The sequence below is a fragment of the Sphingomonas arvum genome, from assembly GCF_026013565.1.
Taxonomy (GTDB): Bacteria; Pseudomonadota; Alphaproteobacteria; order Sphingomonadales; family Sphingomonadaceae; genus Sphingomicrobium; species Sphingomicrobium arvum.
Genome location: NZ_JAPDOB010000002.1, coordinates 1,005,348 through 1,020,031, shown reverse-complemented (window position 1 = coordinate 1,020,031; position 14,684 = coordinate 1,005,348). Strand labels below are relative to the sequence as shown.

Below are 14,684 nucleotides of genomic sequence, written 5' to 3'. Positions count from 1 at the left end.
CCTCAGTCGGCCTTCGCCACCCCAACCAGCGCCGGCCGCAGCAGCCGGTCCTTGAGCATGTAGCCGGCCTGCATTTCTTCCACGATCGTTCCCGGCTCGGCGTCGGCCGACGGAATCTCGATCATGGCCTGGTGCTTGTTGGGATCGAGCGGCTGGCCTTTGGACTCCACCCGCACGATGCCGTGCCGCGCGAAGACGGAGTCGAGCTCGCGCAGCGTCGCCTGGATGCCTGACACGAAGTTCTCGTCACTGCCGACGGGCACATGGGCCAGCGCCCGGTCCAGGTGATCGCGCACCGCCAGCATGTCGCGAGCAAAGCCCGTCGAGGCGTAGGCCGCGGCGGAGTCGCGCTCCCCTTCAAGCCGCCGCCGGACGTTCTGGACCTCGGCAGCAGCATAGAGCGCCTTGTTGTTGGCCTCCTCCAGCGCTTTCTCGAGCTCGGCCACGCGGTCGTGCTCCTGCAATTCGGGCGAGTCGGCGGCCGTGTCCTCGCGTAGTTCCTCGGCCTGGTCGTGAAGATCGTCCTGCATCATCCCATCAATCTCGTCAGTGCTTGTGCTGTGTAATCCACCATGGGCACCACCCGCGCATAGTTCAACCGCGTCGGGCCAATCACGCCGACCACGCCGACCACCTCGCCGGCCGTGTCGCGGTAAGGCGCGGCGATGACGCTGGAGCCCGACAGTGCGAACATCCGGTTCTCCGACCCGATGAAGATGCGGCAGCCCTGCCCTTCCCGCGCACTTTCAAGCAGGCGGACGATCTCTTGCCGGTCCTCCAGTTCCTCGAGGAGCCGGCGGACCCGGTCGAGGTCGGCGGCGGCGCTCTCATCGATGAGGTTGGCCTGGCCGCGGACGATCAGCACCGGGCGCGACCGGGCATCCTGGCGCCACTCCGCCAGCCCGCTCGCCACCAGCTCGGCCGCGGCGGCGTCGATCGCTTCGCGGCGGTCCGCCATTTCCCGGCGCAGCCGCGCTTCGGCTTCGCCAAGGGTCAGGCCGGACAAGCGGGCGGAGACGAAGTTCGCTACCTCGGCCAGCGCCATGGCGGTTGTGCCCGCGGGCAGGTTCACGACCCGGTTCTCGACGCTGCCGTCCGTGCCGACCAGCACCGCCAGCGCCTGCGCCTGCCCCAGCGGCACGAAGGAGAGCTGCTTCAGCCGCGGCTCCAGCTTGGGCGCGACCACCACGCCGGCGCACGCCGACAGGCCGGACAACGCCGCCGTCGCGTTGGCAAGCGCTTCTTCCAGCGGCCGGTCGCGCAGCCGGCCTTCGATCGCCGCCCGCTCCTCGCGCCCGGGCAAGTGCGACTGCATGATCCCGTCAACGAACAGCCTGAGCCCGGTCTCGGTCGGCATCCGCCCGGCCGAGGTATGCGGATGGGTCAGCAGTCCGCGCTCCTCCAGCTCGGCCAGAACCGAGCGGATGGAGGCGGGCGAAAGGTTCACGGTGCCGGCCAGCGCCCGGGAGCCGACCGGCTGTCCGCGCTCCAGATAGGCTTCCACCACCAGGCCGAAGATCGCCCGCATGCGGTCGGTCAGTTCGGTGATCGGCAGGGTCATGCCGCCCATGTAGGGCGTGCCGTGCCGTCCGTTCAATCCGGGTGCCTCGGCAACGGAAGGCTGTCCTACTGCCCAATCGATGTGGCAGCATCGCCGGGATCTTCCGCCGGTCCTTCGAACCGCACAAGATCGTTCCGGAAGCGAAGTGGACGAAGTGGACAGTGGTATGTTTTTCTCCGTTTCCCGTCGGCCGCAACGGGGTGACGACCGCACCCGCCGCCGCTAGGCAGGCCGCCGTTTCGATCTGAGGAGAAATTCAATGCGCCCCAGCGGCCGCGCCCCCGACCAGATGCGCTCGCTTGCGTTCGAGCCCGGCTTCACCAAGCATGCCGAGGGCAGCTGCCTCGTCAGCTTCGGCGACACCCGCGTGCTGGTCACCGCTTCCGTTGAGGAGAAGGTGCCGCCTTTCCTGCGGGGCAAGGGCTCTGGCTGGGTCACCGCCGAATATGGCATGCTGCCCCGTGCCACCCACACTCGCGGCGCGCGCGAGGCGGCCAAGGGCAAGCAGTCGGGCCGGACGCAGGAGATCCAGCGGCTGATCGGCCGTAGCTTGCGCGCCGTGACCGACCTCAAGCTGCTCGGCGAGCGCCAGATCGTGCTCGACTGCGATGTGATCCAGGCCGACGGCGGCACCCGCACCGCCGCCATCTCGGGCGCTTGGGTCGCCCTGCGCTTGGCGGTGAACGGCTTCATGGGCCAGCTGTCGGGCGACCCGATCAAGACCCAGGTGGCCGCGGTCAGCTGCGGCATCCATGAGGGCACGCCGGTGCTCGACCTCGACTACCTCGAGGACTCGAATGCCCACAGCGACGGCAACTTCGTGCTAACGGGCGACGGCAACATCGTCGAAGCCCAGCTCACGGCCGAAGGCGCGCTGTTCGACGAGGAAGCCCTGCTGCGGCTGCTTCGCCTCGCGCGGATCGGCTGCGCGCAGATTTTCGAGGCGCAGCTGAAGGCGGTCGGCCGGTGAAGGCGATCGGCCCCCGGCTGGTCATCGCGACCCACAACAGCGGCAAGCTGCGGGAAATCCGCGAGCTGTTGGCGCCGTTCGGGATCGACTGCGTCGGCGCGGCCGAGCTGGACTTGCCCGAGCCCGAGGAGACCGGGGTCACCTTTGTCGACAATGCCGAGCTGAAGGCTCGCGCGGCGGCGGACCTGACCGGCTTGCCAGCCCTGTCCGATGACAGCGGCCTCAGCGTCGATGCGCTGCACGGGAAGCCGGGCATCCACTCGGCGCGCTGGGCCGAGAACGAGAGTGGCGAGCGCGACTTCGGCCGGGCGATGGAGCGGGTCTGGCAGGAGGTGGGAGCCGCTGGGCCCGACGCCGGGCACGACGCGCATTTCACCTGCGTGCTGTCGCTCGCGTGGCCGGACGGCACCGCGGAGAGCTTCGAAGGCAAGGCCCACGGTACCCTGGTGTGGCCTCCACGCGGGGCTAATGGCTTTGGCTATGACGCCATGTTCCTGCCCGTTGGCGGCGGGCAGACGTTCGGTGAGATGGAGCCGGCCGCCAAGCACGCGATCAGCCACCGCGCCGAGGCGTTCCGAAAACTAGTCGCGGCCTTGGGCTAGCTTCACGTCGCCGCGCGCCGGGATCAACGCGACGCCGTCCATGTTGCCGGTCGGCGCGTAGCGGCAAACGAGATAATCGTCGCTGGCGTTCGACGCGACGGCGCAGCCCACCTCCGTGGTGGAGGGCCAGACCATCTGGGTATAGTGGGCAACCTGCTCCCACTCGCCAGTGGCGCTGACGTCCGGGAACACGCCCGGACGGAAATGCTGCCGCTCGTCCACCATCTGGCCGAGCATGATTTGATAGGAGAAGGCCCCGCGAGTGCCATGCCACAGGTTTTCACCCATCTTGGATCGACGTCCCGGCGTCGGATCGTGCCGGAAGACGCCGGTTGCGGCCATTCGCTCGGCGTAGGCCCGCGCTTCGCTCGCCAGCCAGTCGTTCCAGACGACCGGCCCGACCCCGAACTCCCGACGAGTCTGGTTGTGCAGTGCCAGGGCGGTGGTCCGTAGCAGCCCGTCGCTGCGGTCGGCAGCCGCCGGCCAGTTGGGGTTGGGGCGCGCCGGCGGAATCGGAACGACAACCGTCGCGGCCGTGCATGGTGCGGCAAGGAGCAGAAGGCTAAGGACGACCCGGATCATGACCCCGGACACTGCCGCCACAACCGTTAAGAAATCGTCGCCTGGCGAGCCGCTGGCGCTCTACGTCCATTGGCCGTTCTGCGTCAGCAAGTGCCCCTACTGCGACTTCAACAGCCACGTCCGCGACCGCGTCGACCAGCAAGCATGGCGCGACGCCCTGCTGGCCGACCTGGCGCACGAGGCGCGGCTGCTGCCTGGCCGCCGGCTGACCAGCATCTTCTTCGGCGGCGGCACTCCGTCGCTGATGGAGCCCTCCACGGCGGCAGCGGTTATCGAAGCGGCGGCGGGGCATTGGCAGGTCGTCGACGGCCTGGAGATTACCCTCGAGGCCAACCCCAGCTCAGTCGAAGCCGCCCGCTTCGCCGACCTCGCCGCGGCTGGGGTCAACCGGGTGAGCCTTGGCGTTCAATCACTCGACGACGCGGCGCTTCGCTTTCTTGGACGGGCGCATGGTGTGGACGAAGCCCTAAGTGCGCTGGAAACGGCTCAGCGACACTTCGGCCGGGTCAGTTTCGACCTTATCTACGCGCTGCCCGGCCAGACACCGGAAGACTGGTCGGCGATGCTGGGGCGGGCGCTGGGCTTCGGGACGGGGCACCTGTCGCTCTACCAGCTGACGATCGAGCCCGGCACCCGCTTCGCCGCGCTCCATGCTGCCGGCAAGTTCGAGCCGCTGGACGCCGATGCCGCGGCCGACCTGTTCGAGTCTACGGCGGAGTTGACGGGCGCGGCGGGCCTGCCCGCCTATGAGATCAGCAACCACGCCAGGCCTGGCCAGGAGAGCCGTCACAATCTCACTTACTGGCGCTATCGCGATTATGCCGGAATCGGGCCGGGCGCCCATGGGCGGCGGTTGGGCATGCGGACCGTCCGCCACCGTAAGCCGGAGAACTTCCTGGCCGGCATTGCCCGGAACAATCACGGCATGGTCGAGGAAGCACCACTTTCCGCCCAGGAGGGTGCAGACGAGGCGCTGGTCATGGGCTTGCGCCTGGCGGAGGGAGTCGACCCGGAGCGGCTCGAACGCCGGTTCGGGCGTCCATTGATCGACCCGCGTGCAACCGAGCGGCTGGCTGCCCTTGGCCTGGTCGAGCGATCACCCGGGCGCTTGCGCACCACGCCTGCCGGTCGCCTGCTGCTCGACCGGGTGCTCGCGGAGATTGCCGCCTAGTTGCTGAGGCGCGCGGCCCAGTTGTTCTTGGCCGTCTCCAGGTAATCGTCGACCGCCATGTCCGCTCCCTCGACGGCGGACTTGCGCGACGCGCCGTTGCGCACATCAAAGGCGACCATCGCCTCAACCAGCGCGGTCTGCTGCGCCGCGCAGTGCGAGCGGGCGTAACCTGCGAAGCTGTCGGCGGTTACCTCGGGTGCTTTGGCAGCGGTAGCTGCTTGCTTGAGGCACGCAACAAACGCACTTCGGCTGCGGTCGATTGCGGCTGTGTTGGGCGCTGCGGCCGGGGCAGCAGCAATCAACAAGACCAGTGACAACATGGCCGTTCTCCTCCCGTTACGGGTGAAGAATGACTCCAAATAGATCGTTTGACCATAGGGGCTTGCCCCTAGAAATGAGCGGGCGCGGGAGAGATTACCGTGGTACCGCTAGCCGACACCTGACGCACTTCCAGACCGCGCTCGGCCACGCCTTCCGCGGTGAAGCGGAACACGCCATCGACTCCAACGAAGCCCTCGTTCTCCTTCAGGGCATCCACGGGGAAGCGACGCCCCGGTTTCCAATTCTTGGTGGCACGAACGCCCAGCAGCACCGCGTCGTAGCCGAGGCTGGCAAGCCGCGGGGGATTGGCGCCGTAGCGAGCTCGATAGCGGCTTGCGAGCTGGTTGAAGCGAACGTCGGACGGCGCTGCGAACACTGCGCGGCGGAGCCGCGGCGTGCGGCCGAGCCCGCGTTCTCCGGCCCACAGGTCCGGACCAACGATGCGGGCGCCTGCGAGCACCTGTGGAGCGATGGTGGCAGCCGTGCGGGCCGAGTCGGCGATCAGCAGCGCGTCGTAGCCGGCGGCGTTGAGCCGGCGCAGGCCGGCCCGCGCCTCGGCAAGGCTGCCATAACTCTGCATGCCGACGAGTTGCCCGCCGGCTCGTTCCACCGTCCTCGGCAGGTCAGCCGTTGCGCGCTGGGCGTAGGTCGTGGCGGGCGCCAGGGCGGCGAAGCGACCTGCGCCACTGGTCCGCGCCTGGCGAACGGCACGGCTCACGGCCTGGCTCGGCACGAAACCCAGGATATAGACACCACTGCCCGCCGCCGTCTCGTCATTGCTGAACGCCAGAACTGGCACCCGCGCCTGCCGCGTAATGGGCGCAACAGCGCGGACTTGGTCGCTGAGCAGCGGACCAAGGATCAGCTGCGCACCCTCCCCGAGCGCGCGATTGGCGGCTGCCGCTGCTCCGCCCGCGTCCGTATTGTACACCTTCAGCTCGATTGACTGGTTGCCAGTGTCAGCCAGGGCCAGCCGGGCGGCGTTGGCCAGCGCCTGGCCAAGCGCCGCATCCTGGCCGGTCAACGGCGCCAGCAAGGCGACCCGGTTACGCGCCGGGCCCTGCGGCACCGGCGGCAGAGCGCCGCGGTGAGGTCCGGTGGAGCAGGCAACCACCGCCAGCGCGGACACAAGGGTGAGAAGAAAGGCACGGCGGCCTTGCCGGAGCTCGGGGGAGAATGCCATCACGCAGCCCACCTCATGGACGATCCTCTTCCCCCCGGTTTGTACATCGTCGCTACGCCGATCGGCAATCTGGGCGACCTCACCGTTCGGGCGGCCGACGTGCTGCGCCGGGCGAACCTGATCCTCGCCGAGGACAAGCGCGTCACCGCCAAGCTGCTGGCCCACATCGGCGCGACCGCCCCCATGCAGGTCTACCACGACCATTCGAGTGAGACCGACCGGGCCCGGGTGCTGGCGCGGCTGGGCAGCGAAGCCGTGGCGCTGGTCAGTGACGCGGGCACGCCGCTGATCTCCGATCCCGGGTACAAGCTGGTCCGGGCGGCCCGCGCCGCGGGGCTTTCCGTGCATACCCTGCCGGGCCCGTCCGCGGCGATCGCGGCGCTGACCCTGGCGGGCCTGCCAACCGACCGTTTCCTGTTTGCGGGATTTCTGCCGGCCAAGGCCAAGGCGCGGGCAGAGGCGGTGGCGGAGCTGGCAAGCCTTCGGGCCACCCTGGTCTTCTATGAAAGCGGATCGCGCCTGGGCGATGCGCTGACCGAACTGGCGGAGCGCCTCGGACAGCGCGATGCCGCCGTCGTCCGGGAGATCAGCAAGCTTCATGAGGAATGCGTTACCGGCACTCTCGCCGAGCTTGCGGATCGTTACCGCAAAACCCCGCCCCGTGGCGAAATCGTGATCGTGGTCGCTCCTCCGGCAGCGGCCGAGCCGGCCGGAGCGGACGCGCTCGACGAGGCCTTGCGTACCGCGATGGTCGACGAGTCGCCCTCCCGCGCTGCCGCGCTGGTCGCCGAGCAATTGGGCGTCCCGCGCAAGCGAGCTTACGCCCGGGCCCTGGAGCTGTCCCGCTGAACCGCCGGGCCAGAGCCGAGCGTCAGGGCCGCCGCGCCGAGACGATCGCCGCCTGGTGGCTACGGTTGCACGGCTGGCGCATCCTGGCGCAGCGGGCGCGAGTGCCTGGGGGTGAGGTCGACCTGGTGGCCAGGCGGGGCGGCACGCTGGCCTTTGTCGAGGTCAAGGCGCGTGCCGACGAGCGCGCAGCTGGCATGGCCCTCGACCGCAGCCGATTGCGCCGGGTAGCTGTTGCGGCCGAGCGGCTGGCGACGCGCTACGGCCACGGCTGCGACATCATCCGGATCGATGCTCTCTATGTCGTCCCCCGGCGCTTGCCGCGTCACGTTCCCGACGTCTGGCGCGGGTGACAATCCGTACGGGCTCCACTAGGCGCGAGCGCATGCCCATGACCATAGCCGTGCAGATGGACCCGCTGGAGAGCATCGCCATCGCCGGCGATTCGACGTTCGCGCTGATGCTGGAAGCGCAGGAGCGCGGACACCGGCTGTTCCACTATCCGGCCGACCAGCTGACCTATGAGGACGGGGCGATCAGAGCGCTGGCCCGCCAGGTCGAGGTCCGGCGGGTCGAGGGTGACCACTTCACCGCCGCCTCGCCTGCTCCGCTCGATCTTGCGGAGGAGGTCGACGTGGTGCTGATGCGGCAGGACCCGCCGTTCGACATCGCGTACATCACCGCCGCGCACTTGCTGGAGCGGCTGCGTGGAAAGACGCTGGTGATCAACGATCCGCGCTCAGTGCGGGACGCGCCCGAGAAGCTGTTCGTGCTCGACTTCGCGCGCTTCATGCCGCCGACCATGATCACCCGCAGCCTGGACGAGCTGACCGCGTTCCACACGCGCCATGGCGAGATCGTCTTGAAACCGCTGCACGGCAACGCGGGTGCAGCGGTGTTCCGGATCGGGCGAGACGGCGCCAACCTTCGCGCGCTGGCCGAGCTGTTCGGCGAGGTGTGGAAGGAACCCTATATCGCCCAGGCCTTTCTTCCCGCCGTGAGCGAAGGCGACAAGCGCATCATCCTGGTGGACGGCGAGCCGATCGGCGCCATCAACCGGATACCAGGCCAAGGCGAGATTCGGTCCAACCTGGCGGCTGGTGGCACGGCTGCGAAGACTAACCTGACAGCGCGCGAGCAGGAGATCTGCGCTGCGCTCGGGCCGGAATTGAAGGCGCGCGGGCTGCTGTTCGTGGGCATCGACGTCATTGGGGGCCACCTGACGGAGATCAATGTCACCTCGCCGACCGGCATCGTTGCGCTTGACCGGTTCAACCGGACCAACAGCGCGGCGCTGATCTGGGACGCCATCGAACGCAAGCTGGCCGCCTGAACCATGTCGGACTGGGTCATCCGCTTGATCGAGGATGCCGGTTACCTCGGCGTCGCCTTTCTGATGTTCCTGGAAACGGTATTTCCGCCCATTCCGTCGGAAGTGATCATGTCGGTCGCTGGCGTGACCGCCGCCAAGGGCCAGATGTCGCTCGCTTGGGCAATCGTCAGCGGCACGGCCGGCGCGATGCTGGGCAACATCTTCTGGTATCTGGTCGCCCGCGCACTCGGCATCATCCGTTTGCGGCCGTTCATCGAACAGCACGGCCGCTGGCTGACCCTGACCTGGCGCGAGGTGGAGCGCGCCGAGGGCTGGTTCCGGCACTATGGGACCTTCTTCGTCTTCCTTGGCCGCATGCTGCCGACCGTGCGGAGCCTGGTGTCGGTGCCGGCCGGGCTCTTGCGCATGCGGTTCCGGACGTTTTTCTTCTTCTCGACCCTCGGTACCGCCGGGTGGACGGCGGCGATCGCAGTGGCTGGTTACAAGCTGCGGGAGCGGTTTACGGAGGTCGACCAGTGGCTGGGCCCGATCAGCAATGCCATCCTGGTGACGCTTGTGCTCGGCTATGTATGGCGACTGGTCACCTACAAGCCGGCGGAGCGCAGCTAGGCGCGCGGATGCGCGTGGCGGTAGACGTCCAGCAGGTGGGCCGCATCCACGCCCGTGTAGATCTGGGTGGATGACAGGCTCGCGTGGCCAAGCAGCTCCTGTAGCGAACGGAGGTCGGCTCCGCGCGCCAGCAGATGAGTGGCAAAGCTGTGGCGCAGGGCATGGGGCGTGAGGGTGTCGGGCAGGCCGAGGCGGCGGCGCGCGCCCTGCACCGCGCGGCGGACCAGGTCCGGGTTGAGCGGACCACCGCGCACGCCCACGAACAGCGGGACGTCGCCCTTCAGGGGCCAGGGACAGTCCCGGACATAGGCTTCGATTGCCTCGCGCGCGGCAGGCACCAGCGGGACGACCCGTGGCTTGGCGCGCTTACCGACGACTCGCAGGGTCGGCCCCAGCGGCAGCACCCGCGCAGTAAGGGAGAGCGCTTCCGCCATGCGCAAGCCAGCGCCGTAGAGCAGCAGCAGGATGGCGAGGTCACGGGCACCAACCCAGGGTTGCAGGGCCGCCTCGCCCGCGTCTTCGGCGAGCGCCATGGCATCGCCGGGGGAGGCTGGCCGAGGCAGCGTGCGCGGGCGGCGCGGGGCCCGTGTGCGGGGCAGTTGCGGCTGCTCGCCGCTGTCCTCGGCCGCGAACTTGAGGAACGCCCGGACGGCCGACAGTTCGCGCGCCGCGGACGCGGCGCCCAGCCCCTCCCCGCGCCGTCGGGCGAGGAAACCGCGCAAGTCGGTCGGCTGAATGGTGAGCAAGGCGTAGCGACCGATCTGCTCGCCGCGATGCTCGTGCATGAAGTGGAGGAAGCGATGAGCGGTCGCCACATAGGCGCGCACCGTATGCGCGCTGCGCCGGCGATCATGAGCGAGGTGCGCGCCGAAGCGGGCGGCGAGGTCGGCTAGGCTTGGCTGCTCCACCGGCCAATCATAGCCGAGAGGCAGCGGCCGAGGAACATCAGCAGTTCGGAGCCGTGCCGACCGTCCAGCGGCTGTTCCGTACGCTGCCCTAGCGCGATCAGGCCCGCCGGGGCGTCACCTTCCAGCCGGATCAGCGCCTCGGCCCGAATGAGGTCGCAAGCGGGGCCGAACAACGGGTGTCCGCGCTCGACGGTGCGAAGGACCACCGCATCGACCTGGTTGAGCAAGCGGCGGAGCATTGCCGGGTCGACCAGCTGAACACCGCCCGTGTCGACCCGGAAACCACGGTCGCCAACAATCAGCGCCAGAGCCACGGCATCAAGGCCGAGGATGAGCGGCCATTCCTGCGTGACGACGTGCAGTAGCGCGTCAAAGCTGTCCGCTTCCATCGCCGCCAGCGCGGCCGAATGAATGGACGACACCGCGCCCGAATGCCCGCGGGCAAAGGCGATCAGGTCCTGGTTGGCCTCTTCCGCGGCCGCGACTCGGGCCCGGAGCCGGGCCAGTGCATGGTCTTGGAAGGGAATCACCCGTGCCATGGCTGCAGGATGTCGCAGCCGAAGGTTAATTTCCAGTGCCGGCCTAGGCGATCGTCTGTCCGGTCGCCTGCCAATCCTTCAGGAAGCCGGCGATGCCGAGGTCGGTCAGCGGATGCTTGAACAACTGGGTGATGACTTTCGCCGGTGCGGTCATGACGTCGGCGCCAAGCTTGGCGGCCTCAACGACGTGCATCGGGTGGCGTACGCTCGCGACCAGGATCTGGGTCGCAAAGTCGTAGTTGTCGTAGATCAGGCGAATGTCGGCGATCAGCTCCATTCCGGCAAAACCGACGTCATCATGACGGCCGACGAACGGCGAGATGAAGGTCGCGCCGGCCTTGGCGGCGAGCAGCGCCTGGGCGGCTGAGAAGCACAGGGTAACATTGACCATGGTGCCGTCGCTGGTGAGCGCGCGGCAGACCTTGAGACCGTCGGGGGTGAGCGGCACCTTGATGGCGACATTGTCCGCGATCTTCCGCAGCACCTCGGCCTCGCGCATCATCTCGGCCTGGTCGAGCGCCACGACTTCGGCACTGACCGGACCCGGGACGACGGCGGCGATCTCCCGCACCGTCTCTACGAAGTCACGACCGGCCTTGTGAATGAGGCTTGGGTTGGTGGTTACGCCGTCCAGCAAGCCGGTCTCCGCCAGTTCGCGGATCTCGTTGATGTCGGCGGTGTCGGCGAAGAACTTCATGGCTCGCGGCGCTCCGTTACGGTCGTCGGGGGATGTTGCATGGCGCTTAGCCGCCCGGCACAAGAGCGTCCATGACCGAGCACCTCCTTGTTGAGCGCCAGGGCGAGCGCCTGCGGCTTCTCATGAATCGGCCCGAGCGGCGCAACGCAATTACGGTCGCCATGTACGCCGCGCTGGCCGACGCTGTCGAAAGCGCCGCCGCGGACCCGGCGGTGCGGGTTATAACGCTGGAGGGGGCCGGCCAGGATTTCACGGCTGGCAACGATCTGGCGGACTTTATGCAGGCGATGCCGCAGGACCGAGAGGCGGACATCCCGGTGTGGCGGCTGCTACGGGGATTGGCCCGCAACACGGTTCCGCTGATTGCGGCGGTGCACGGAAATGCGGTGGGCATCGGCACCACCATGCTGTTCCATTGCGACCTGGTGGTGGCGGAGGAAGGCACCCGCTTCCGCATGCCGTTCACGGACTTGGGGCTGGTACCCGAGGCGGCGAGCTCGCTGCTGCTGCCGCAAATGGCGGGGCGGCGGGTGGCCGCGCGGCACCTGCTGCTCGGCGAGCCGTTCGGGGTCGAGGAAGCCGAGCGCTATGGCCTGGTCAGCCATCGCGCTGGCGAAGGTACGCTGACCGGGCGACTGGAAGAGGTCATCACCTCATTGCTCGCCAAACCGCCGGAGGCGGTGCGCCTGACCCAACGGCTGCTCCGGGGCACAGATCACGAGGCGTTGCTCCAGCGCATGGAGCTGGAAAACGGGCACTTCTCCGAGCGCTTGACCTCGGACGAAGTCAAGGGCGCGATCGCCGCCTTCTTTGCACGAACAAGAGCTTAGCTAGCCAACCTATCTTCGAGTGCCCCGACGGCAATGAGCCGTGCGCGTCAGCTCGACGGCGTGCTGGGGCTGGTGGTGCAGCTCGTGCTCGTGCCGCCCGTTGAAGTGGAGCCGCAGCTACTCGTTGAGCTAGCGGTCACAAGCTTGGTCACGTACACCCTCTTGCTACGGACGAAATTGATTGGTGAACCCTGCCAGAACAGGAAATCCGGCGTCACCGTGTAGGTTACCTGCAAGTCGACGTACTGGTTGTTCACTGCCGTGCTGGTGCTCGCAACCGGATCGCTCACCGTATAGCTGCCGAGGAAGTTGCCGAAGACATTGTCCTGAATGCGCTGCTTAACGGCGGCGTTCGTCGGCTGAGGCCAGAGCGTTGCCATGCGGGCGCCTTCGCCGAGCGCGTGCTGCATGCCGGCGTCGGCCGCGAGGATCATGCCGAACTGTGCGATACCCCAGATAAACATGATCAGGATGGGCAGCGCGAATGCGAACTCCACCGCGGCGGCACCGTCCTCGTGGTGGATCAGCTGACCCTGCAGGAGCTTGCGCTTGGTCATTGCGTCCTCACCGAGGTGGCACCCTGGATCGTGTAGTTGCCGTTGGCGTCCGTTCCTGCCCAGCGGAAATCGAAGATCGGAGAGAAGGTCTTGTTGATCGATACTCGAAGGTAGCGCCGATAGGTTTGTCCGGAGCCGCACATCTGGTCTTGCTCGTTCGGGTAGTAGTAGAAGGTCGGAGTGCCCGTGCCAGTGCGACACTCGAGCCAGGCCGACGTGGTCACGCTCGTTTCGGGCACATCCGCTGCCGTGGCGGCCTCAGTCTTGATTGCAGCAATGGTCGAGCGGTCGGCCTGACCGTTCATCACCTTTTCGATGGCGCGCTGCGCAACTTGTTCAAGCTGAAGCTTGATTGAGTAGCCGCGGGCGATGTCGATCAAACCAAGGAGCAGGACGAATACGATCGGAATCGCCAGGCCGAGTTCCATCACGGCCGTGCCGCGCTGGTCGCCCTTCAAGCGAGCAAGCATGGGTCGCACAGCCATCACGCCACCAAGCGGACTTGCCGCCCCTTAAAGCGATCGCCGTACAAGTCCTTCGGGCACGTATTCTCCAAATCCGCATTGCCCATGAACTTGAGCGTCCATGCGACGAGCTTCACGCATTCGTAGCTGACAGTTGAGTTACCGGTGTATTCTAGCTGCTGGTGCGGGAAGTAGAATGCGCCCTGGAAGATGGAACTGCTGCCTCCGTTGATCTTGCTTGTCTTCGAAGTGCTGGCACCTCGATCCGAGTAGAATAGGATGCCTTGATACGGGCCAGTCGCGGGGGACGTGAGGTTCATCGTCGCTCCACCATTCAGGTCGACTGTTCCAGTCTCCGACGGCGTGCTGTTCGTCATAACGAATGTGCAGCGGGCGCAGTTAACGACCGCCTTGCTGTTCACGTTCATGTTCCCGGTGATGATGTATGTGGTATCGGACTGAAGGTTCACCGTCCCCTGACTGGTCCAATTCGTCACGCAGACTATGCCGCTTGCGGGTCGCGTCGCGGGCCACGTTTGATCGTCGCCTGGCTTGTCGTCGAACGGCTTGTTACAGTCAGACGGGATCGCCGGCGGATTAACATCCGCAAATGGGTCCGGCTGAGCTGTGGTGAACGGCAGAAGCGTGGTGCCCGCGCCCCAATTGTCCGTCGTATCCAGGCCGCCCACCGCGGCTACTGCGGTGGTCGTCACCTTTGAATTACCAAAAGCGACGGCCGCGTCCATCGACGTCGAGTTGGTGATCATCGGGCACTTGAGGTTGACCTTCACCGTGCCGCCGACGGTGATGCCGGTGGCGTTGGTGTTCACCAGGCCGGTGACGCAATATTCTGCGGTCTCGATGGCCGCTGCCGTTGCGCTGGCCGTGATCGTGGGGGTGGTCGTCAGGAACATGGAGCTGAATGGAAGCGTGTGCTCCATCTTCAGCGTTACCTGGACCGGGTTGATGTAGTCGGCCGTGGTCGGAAGTGCGGTGTTCACGGCCGGCGCATTAAGCAGCGTGTAGCCGGTGCGGTTATTGTTTGGTCCCGTTGCGGGTTGGCTGGGGTAGCCCACGTCGTAGTTGACGGCTGCCGTCGCATCCTGGCCTGCCATCCTGGCATACACGCCGGCGATTGCCGCGGAGTCGGCGGCCTTCTGTAGCTGGCGCTTCCATAAGGCCCACTGGATGGTGTCGGTGGCGAGGCCGGCCGAGCCGATGAGTAGCGGCATGGCTGCGGCGGTGAGGATCAGGGTGTTGCCGCGTTGGTTGCGCCGCAACCGTTTCAGAAAGCCCATCATCTGGAAGCTCGCTCCCCTTGCTGTTCGCGGTTCCACGCGCCTTTGGTGCGACAGCTAGCCGCAACAGGGTGAGCAAAGTGCTGAAGAGAATGGTTAACGGTTCCTCAGCCGAGTCCTGAGCCGGGTCTTGAAGCCAAGGTGTATGGTTTCTACAATACACCCTATCGGCTTGCGTTGGCCCGGGCCACTGGCCATGCTGACGAGAGCACC

The 14,684-nt window shown here is 67.1% G+C and carries 19 protein-coding genes; 8 read left to right on the top strand and 11 right to left on the bottom strand.

The window, feature by feature from the left end:
• Window positions 1-2 precede the first annotated feature (2 nt).
• Together grpE and hrcA are read right to left on the bottom strand one after the other, a co-directional pair.
• Window positions 3-533 (bottom strand): nucleotide exchange factor GrpE, encoded by a 531-nt coding sequence (gene grpE, locus OMW55_RS12685; RefSeq protein ID WP_264883620.1) that lies wholly within the window; start codon window positions 531-533, stop codon window positions 3-5.
• Window positions 530-1,561: a heat-inducible transcriptional repressor HrcA gene (hrcA, locus tag OMW55_RS12680; RefSeq protein WP_264884006.1), complete on the bottom strand. Its 1,032-nt coding sequence runs from the start codon at window positions 1,559-1,561 to the stop codon at window positions 530-532. Before hrcA ends, grpE begins: the two co-directional genes overlap by 4 nt.
• Before the next feature lie 259 nt (window positions 1,562-1,820).
• On the opposite strand from hrcA, the gene rph reads away from it, so the two are divergent.
• The gene (gene rph, locus OMW55_RS12675) at window positions 1,821-2,531 is read left to right on the top strand and encodes a ribonuclease PH (protein WP_264883619.1); all 711 of its coding nucleotides are present in this window, start codon (window positions 1,821-1,823) and stop codon (window positions 2,529-2,531) included.
• Window positions 2,528-3,133, top strand: coding sequence for an RdgB/HAM1 family non-canonical purine NTP pyrophosphatase (rdgB, locus tag OMW55_RS12670; protein WP_264883617.1), 606 nt, complete (start codon window positions 2,528-2,530; stop codon window positions 3,131-3,133). The genes rph and rdgB overlap by 4 nt, the downstream gene beginning before the upstream one ends.
• Here rdgB and OMW55_RS12665 read toward each other — a convergent pair.
• On the bottom strand, window positions 3,113-3,715 hold the full coding sequence (locus tag OMW55_RS12665) for a CAP domain-containing protein (RefSeq protein ID WP_264883615.1): 603 nt from the start codon (window positions 3,713-3,715) through the stop codon (window positions 3,113-3,115). The two genes, rdgB and OMW55_RS12665, sit on opposite strands and share 21 nt — an antisense overlap.
• On the opposite strand from OMW55_RS12665, the gene hemW reads away from it, so the two are divergent.
• On the top strand, window positions 3,714-4,886 hold the full coding sequence (gene hemW, locus OMW55_RS12660; RefSeq protein WP_264883613.1) for a radical SAM family heme chaperone HemW: 1,173 nt from the start codon (window positions 3,714-3,716) through the stop codon (window positions 4,884-4,886). The genes OMW55_RS12665 and hemW overlap by 2 nt on opposite strands.
• On the opposite strand, the gene OMW55_RS12655 is transcribed toward hemW, so the two are convergent.
• Window positions 4,883-5,206: a hypothetical protein gene (locus OMW55_RS12655; RefSeq protein ID WP_264883612.1), complete on the bottom strand. Its 324-nt coding sequence runs from the start codon at window positions 5,204-5,206 to the stop codon at window positions 4,883-4,885. The genes hemW and OMW55_RS12655 overlap by 4 nt on opposite strands.
• Window positions 5,207-5,274: 68 nt before the next feature.
• Window positions 5,275-6,390, bottom strand: a complete 1,116-nt coding sequence (locus tag OMW55_RS12650; protein ID WP_264884005.1) for a penicillin-binding protein activator — start codon at window positions 6,388-6,390, stop codon at window positions 5,275-5,277.
• A gap of 15 nt (window positions 6,391-6,405) precedes the next feature.
• Between OMW55_RS12650 and rsmI the strand changes: the two genes are divergently transcribed.
• The 4 genes from rsmI to OMW55_RS12630 are packed head-to-tail and all read left to right on the top strand — an operon-like array spanning window position 6,406 to window position 9,178.
• Complete coding sequence (rsmI, locus tag OMW55_RS12645) at window positions 6,406-7,239, top strand: 16S rRNA (cytidine(1402)-2'-O)-methyltransferase (protein WP_264883610.1); 834 nt, start codon at window positions 6,406-6,408, stop codon at window positions 7,237-7,239.
• A complete protein-coding gene (locus tag OMW55_RS12640; protein ID WP_264884004.1) occupies window positions 7,236-7,589 on the top strand; it encodes a YraN family protein in 354 nt (117 codons plus the stop codon). Before rsmI ends, OMW55_RS12640 begins: the two co-directional genes overlap by 4 nt.
• 32 nt (window positions 7,590-7,621) lie before the next feature.
• A complete protein-coding gene (gene gshB, locus OMW55_RS12635) occupies window positions 7,622-8,569 on the top strand; it encodes a glutathione synthase (RefSeq protein ID WP_264883608.1) in 948 nt (315 codons plus the stop codon).
• Window positions 8,570-8,572: 3 nt separating this feature from the next.
• The gene (locus tag OMW55_RS12630; protein WP_264883606.1) at window positions 8,573-9,178 is read left to right on the top strand and encodes a DedA family protein; all 606 of its coding nucleotides are present in this window, start codon (window positions 8,573-8,575) and stop codon (window positions 9,176-9,178) included.
• Here OMW55_RS12630 and OMW55_RS12625 read toward each other — a convergent pair.
• The 3 genes from OMW55_RS12625 to fsa are packed head-to-tail and all read right to left on the bottom strand — an operon-like array spanning window position 9,175 to window position 11,322.
• Complete coding sequence (locus OMW55_RS12625; RefSeq protein WP_264883604.1) at window positions 9,175-10,086, bottom strand: tyrosine recombinase XerC; 912 nt, start codon at window positions 10,084-10,086, stop codon at window positions 9,175-9,177. The two genes, OMW55_RS12630 and OMW55_RS12625, sit on opposite strands and share 4 nt — an antisense overlap.
• Window positions 10,068-10,625 (bottom strand): DUF484 family protein, encoded by a 558-nt coding sequence (locus OMW55_RS12620; protein ID WP_264883603.1) that lies wholly within the window; start codon window positions 10,623-10,625, stop codon window positions 10,068-10,070. The genes OMW55_RS12625 and OMW55_RS12620 overlap by 19 nt, the downstream gene beginning before the upstream one ends.
• 43 nt (window positions 10,626-10,668) lie before the next feature.
• Window positions 10,669-11,322 carry a fructose-6-phosphate aldolase gene (gene fsa / locus OMW55_RS12615; RefSeq protein ID WP_264883601.1) on the bottom strand — a complete coding sequence of 218 codons (654 nt, stop codon included), beginning with the start codon at window positions 11,320-11,322 and terminating at the stop codon, window positions 10,669-10,671.
• A gap of 71 nt (window positions 11,323-11,393) precedes the next feature.
• Between fsa and OMW55_RS12610 the strand changes: the two genes are divergently transcribed.
• On the top strand, window positions 11,394-12,152 hold the full coding sequence (locus OMW55_RS12610) for an enoyl-CoA hydratase (RefSeq protein WP_264883599.1): 759 nt from the start codon (window positions 11,394-11,396) through the stop codon (window positions 12,150-12,152).
• A 47-nt stretch (window positions 12,153-12,199) separates the two neighbouring features.
• Here the strand turns inward: OMW55_RS12610 and OMW55_RS12605 are convergent, their stop codons facing one another.
• Genes OMW55_RS12605 through OMW55_RS12595 form a run of 3 tightly spaced genes read right to left on the bottom strand, consistent with a single transcriptional unit; the run spans window position 12,200 to window position 14,474 of the window.
• Window positions 12,200-12,709: a TadE/TadG family type IV pilus assembly protein gene (locus OMW55_RS12605; RefSeq protein ID WP_264883597.1), complete on the bottom strand. Its 510-nt coding sequence runs from the start codon at window positions 12,707-12,709 to the stop codon at window positions 12,200-12,202.
• The gene (locus tag OMW55_RS12600) at window positions 12,706-13,179 is read right to left on the bottom strand and encodes a TadE/TadG family type IV pilus assembly protein (RefSeq protein WP_264883595.1); all 474 of its coding nucleotides are present in this window, start codon (window positions 13,177-13,179) and stop codon (window positions 12,706-12,708) included. The genes OMW55_RS12605 and OMW55_RS12600 overlap by 4 nt, the downstream gene beginning before the upstream one ends.
• A gap of 14 nt (window positions 13,180-13,193) precedes the next feature.
• Entirely contained in the window at window positions 13,194-14,474 is a 1,281-nt protein-coding gene (locus tag OMW55_RS12595) for a TadE/TadG family type IV pilus assembly protein (RefSeq protein WP_264883593.1), read from the bottom strand.
• Window positions 14,475-14,684: the final 210 nt, after the last annotated feature.

Excerpts from the sequence above, each read along its gene's own strand:
- grpE (WP_264883620.1), bottom strand. The coding sequence starts at position 533 with ATGATGCAGGACGATCTTCACGACCAGGCCGAGGAACTACGCGAGGAC.
- hrcA (WP_264884006.1), bottom strand. The coding sequence starts at position 1,561 with ATGACCCTGCCGATCACCGAACTGACCGACCGCATGCGGGCGATCTTC.
- rph (WP_264883619.1), top strand. The coding sequence starts at position 1,821 with ATGCGCCCCAGCGGCCGCGCCCCCGACCAGATGCGCTCGCTTGCGTTC.
- hemW (WP_264883613.1), top strand. The coding sequence starts at position 3,714 with ATGACCCCGGACACTGCCGCCACAACCGTTAAGAAATCGTCGCCTGGC.
- OMW55_RS12665 (WP_264883615.1), bottom strand. The coding sequence starts at position 3,715 with ATGATCCGGGTCGTCCTTAGCCTTCTGCTCCTTGCCGCACCATGCACG.
- OMW55_RS12655 (WP_264883612.1), bottom strand. The coding sequence starts at position 5,206 with ATGTTGTCACTGGTCTTGTTGATTGCTGCTGCCCCGGCCGCAGCGCCC.
- OMW55_RS12650 (WP_264884005.1), bottom strand. The coding sequence starts at position 6,390 with ATGGCATTCTCCCCCGAGCTCCGGCAAGGCCGCCGTGCCTTTCTTCTC.
- rsmI (WP_264883610.1), top strand. The coding sequence starts at position 6,406 with ATGGACGATCCTCTTCCCCCCGGTTTGTACATCGTCGCTACGCCGATC.
- gshB (WP_264883608.1), top strand. The coding sequence starts at position 7,622 with ATGCCCATGACCATAGCCGTGCAGATGGACCCGCTGGAGAGCATCGCC.
- OMW55_RS12630 (WP_264883606.1), top strand. The coding sequence starts at position 8,573 with ATGTCGGACTGGGTCATCCGCTTGATCGAGGATGCCGGTTACCTCGGC.
- OMW55_RS12620 (WP_264883603.1), bottom strand. The coding sequence starts at position 10,625 with ATGGCACGGGTGATTCCCTTCCAAGACCATGCACTGGCCCGGCTCCGG.
- fsa (WP_264883601.1), bottom strand. The coding sequence starts at position 11,322 with ATGAAGTTCTTCGCCGACACCGCCGACATCAACGAGATCCGCGAACTG.
- OMW55_RS12610 (WP_264883599.1), top strand. The coding sequence starts at position 11,394 with ATGACCGAGCACCTCCTTGTTGAGCGCCAGGGCGAGCGCCTGCGGCTT.
- OMW55_RS12605 (WP_264883597.1), bottom strand. The coding sequence starts at position 12,709 with ATGACCAAGCGCAAGCTCCTGCAGGGTCAGCTGATCCACCACGAGGAC.
- OMW55_RS12600 (WP_264883595.1), bottom strand. The coding sequence starts at position 13,179 with ATGCTTGCTCGCTTGAAGGGCGACCAGCGCGGCACGGCCGTGATGGAA.
- OMW55_RS12595 (WP_264883593.1), bottom strand. The coding sequence starts at position 14,474 with ATGATGGGCTTTCTGAAACGGTTGCGGCGCAACCAACGCGGCAACACC.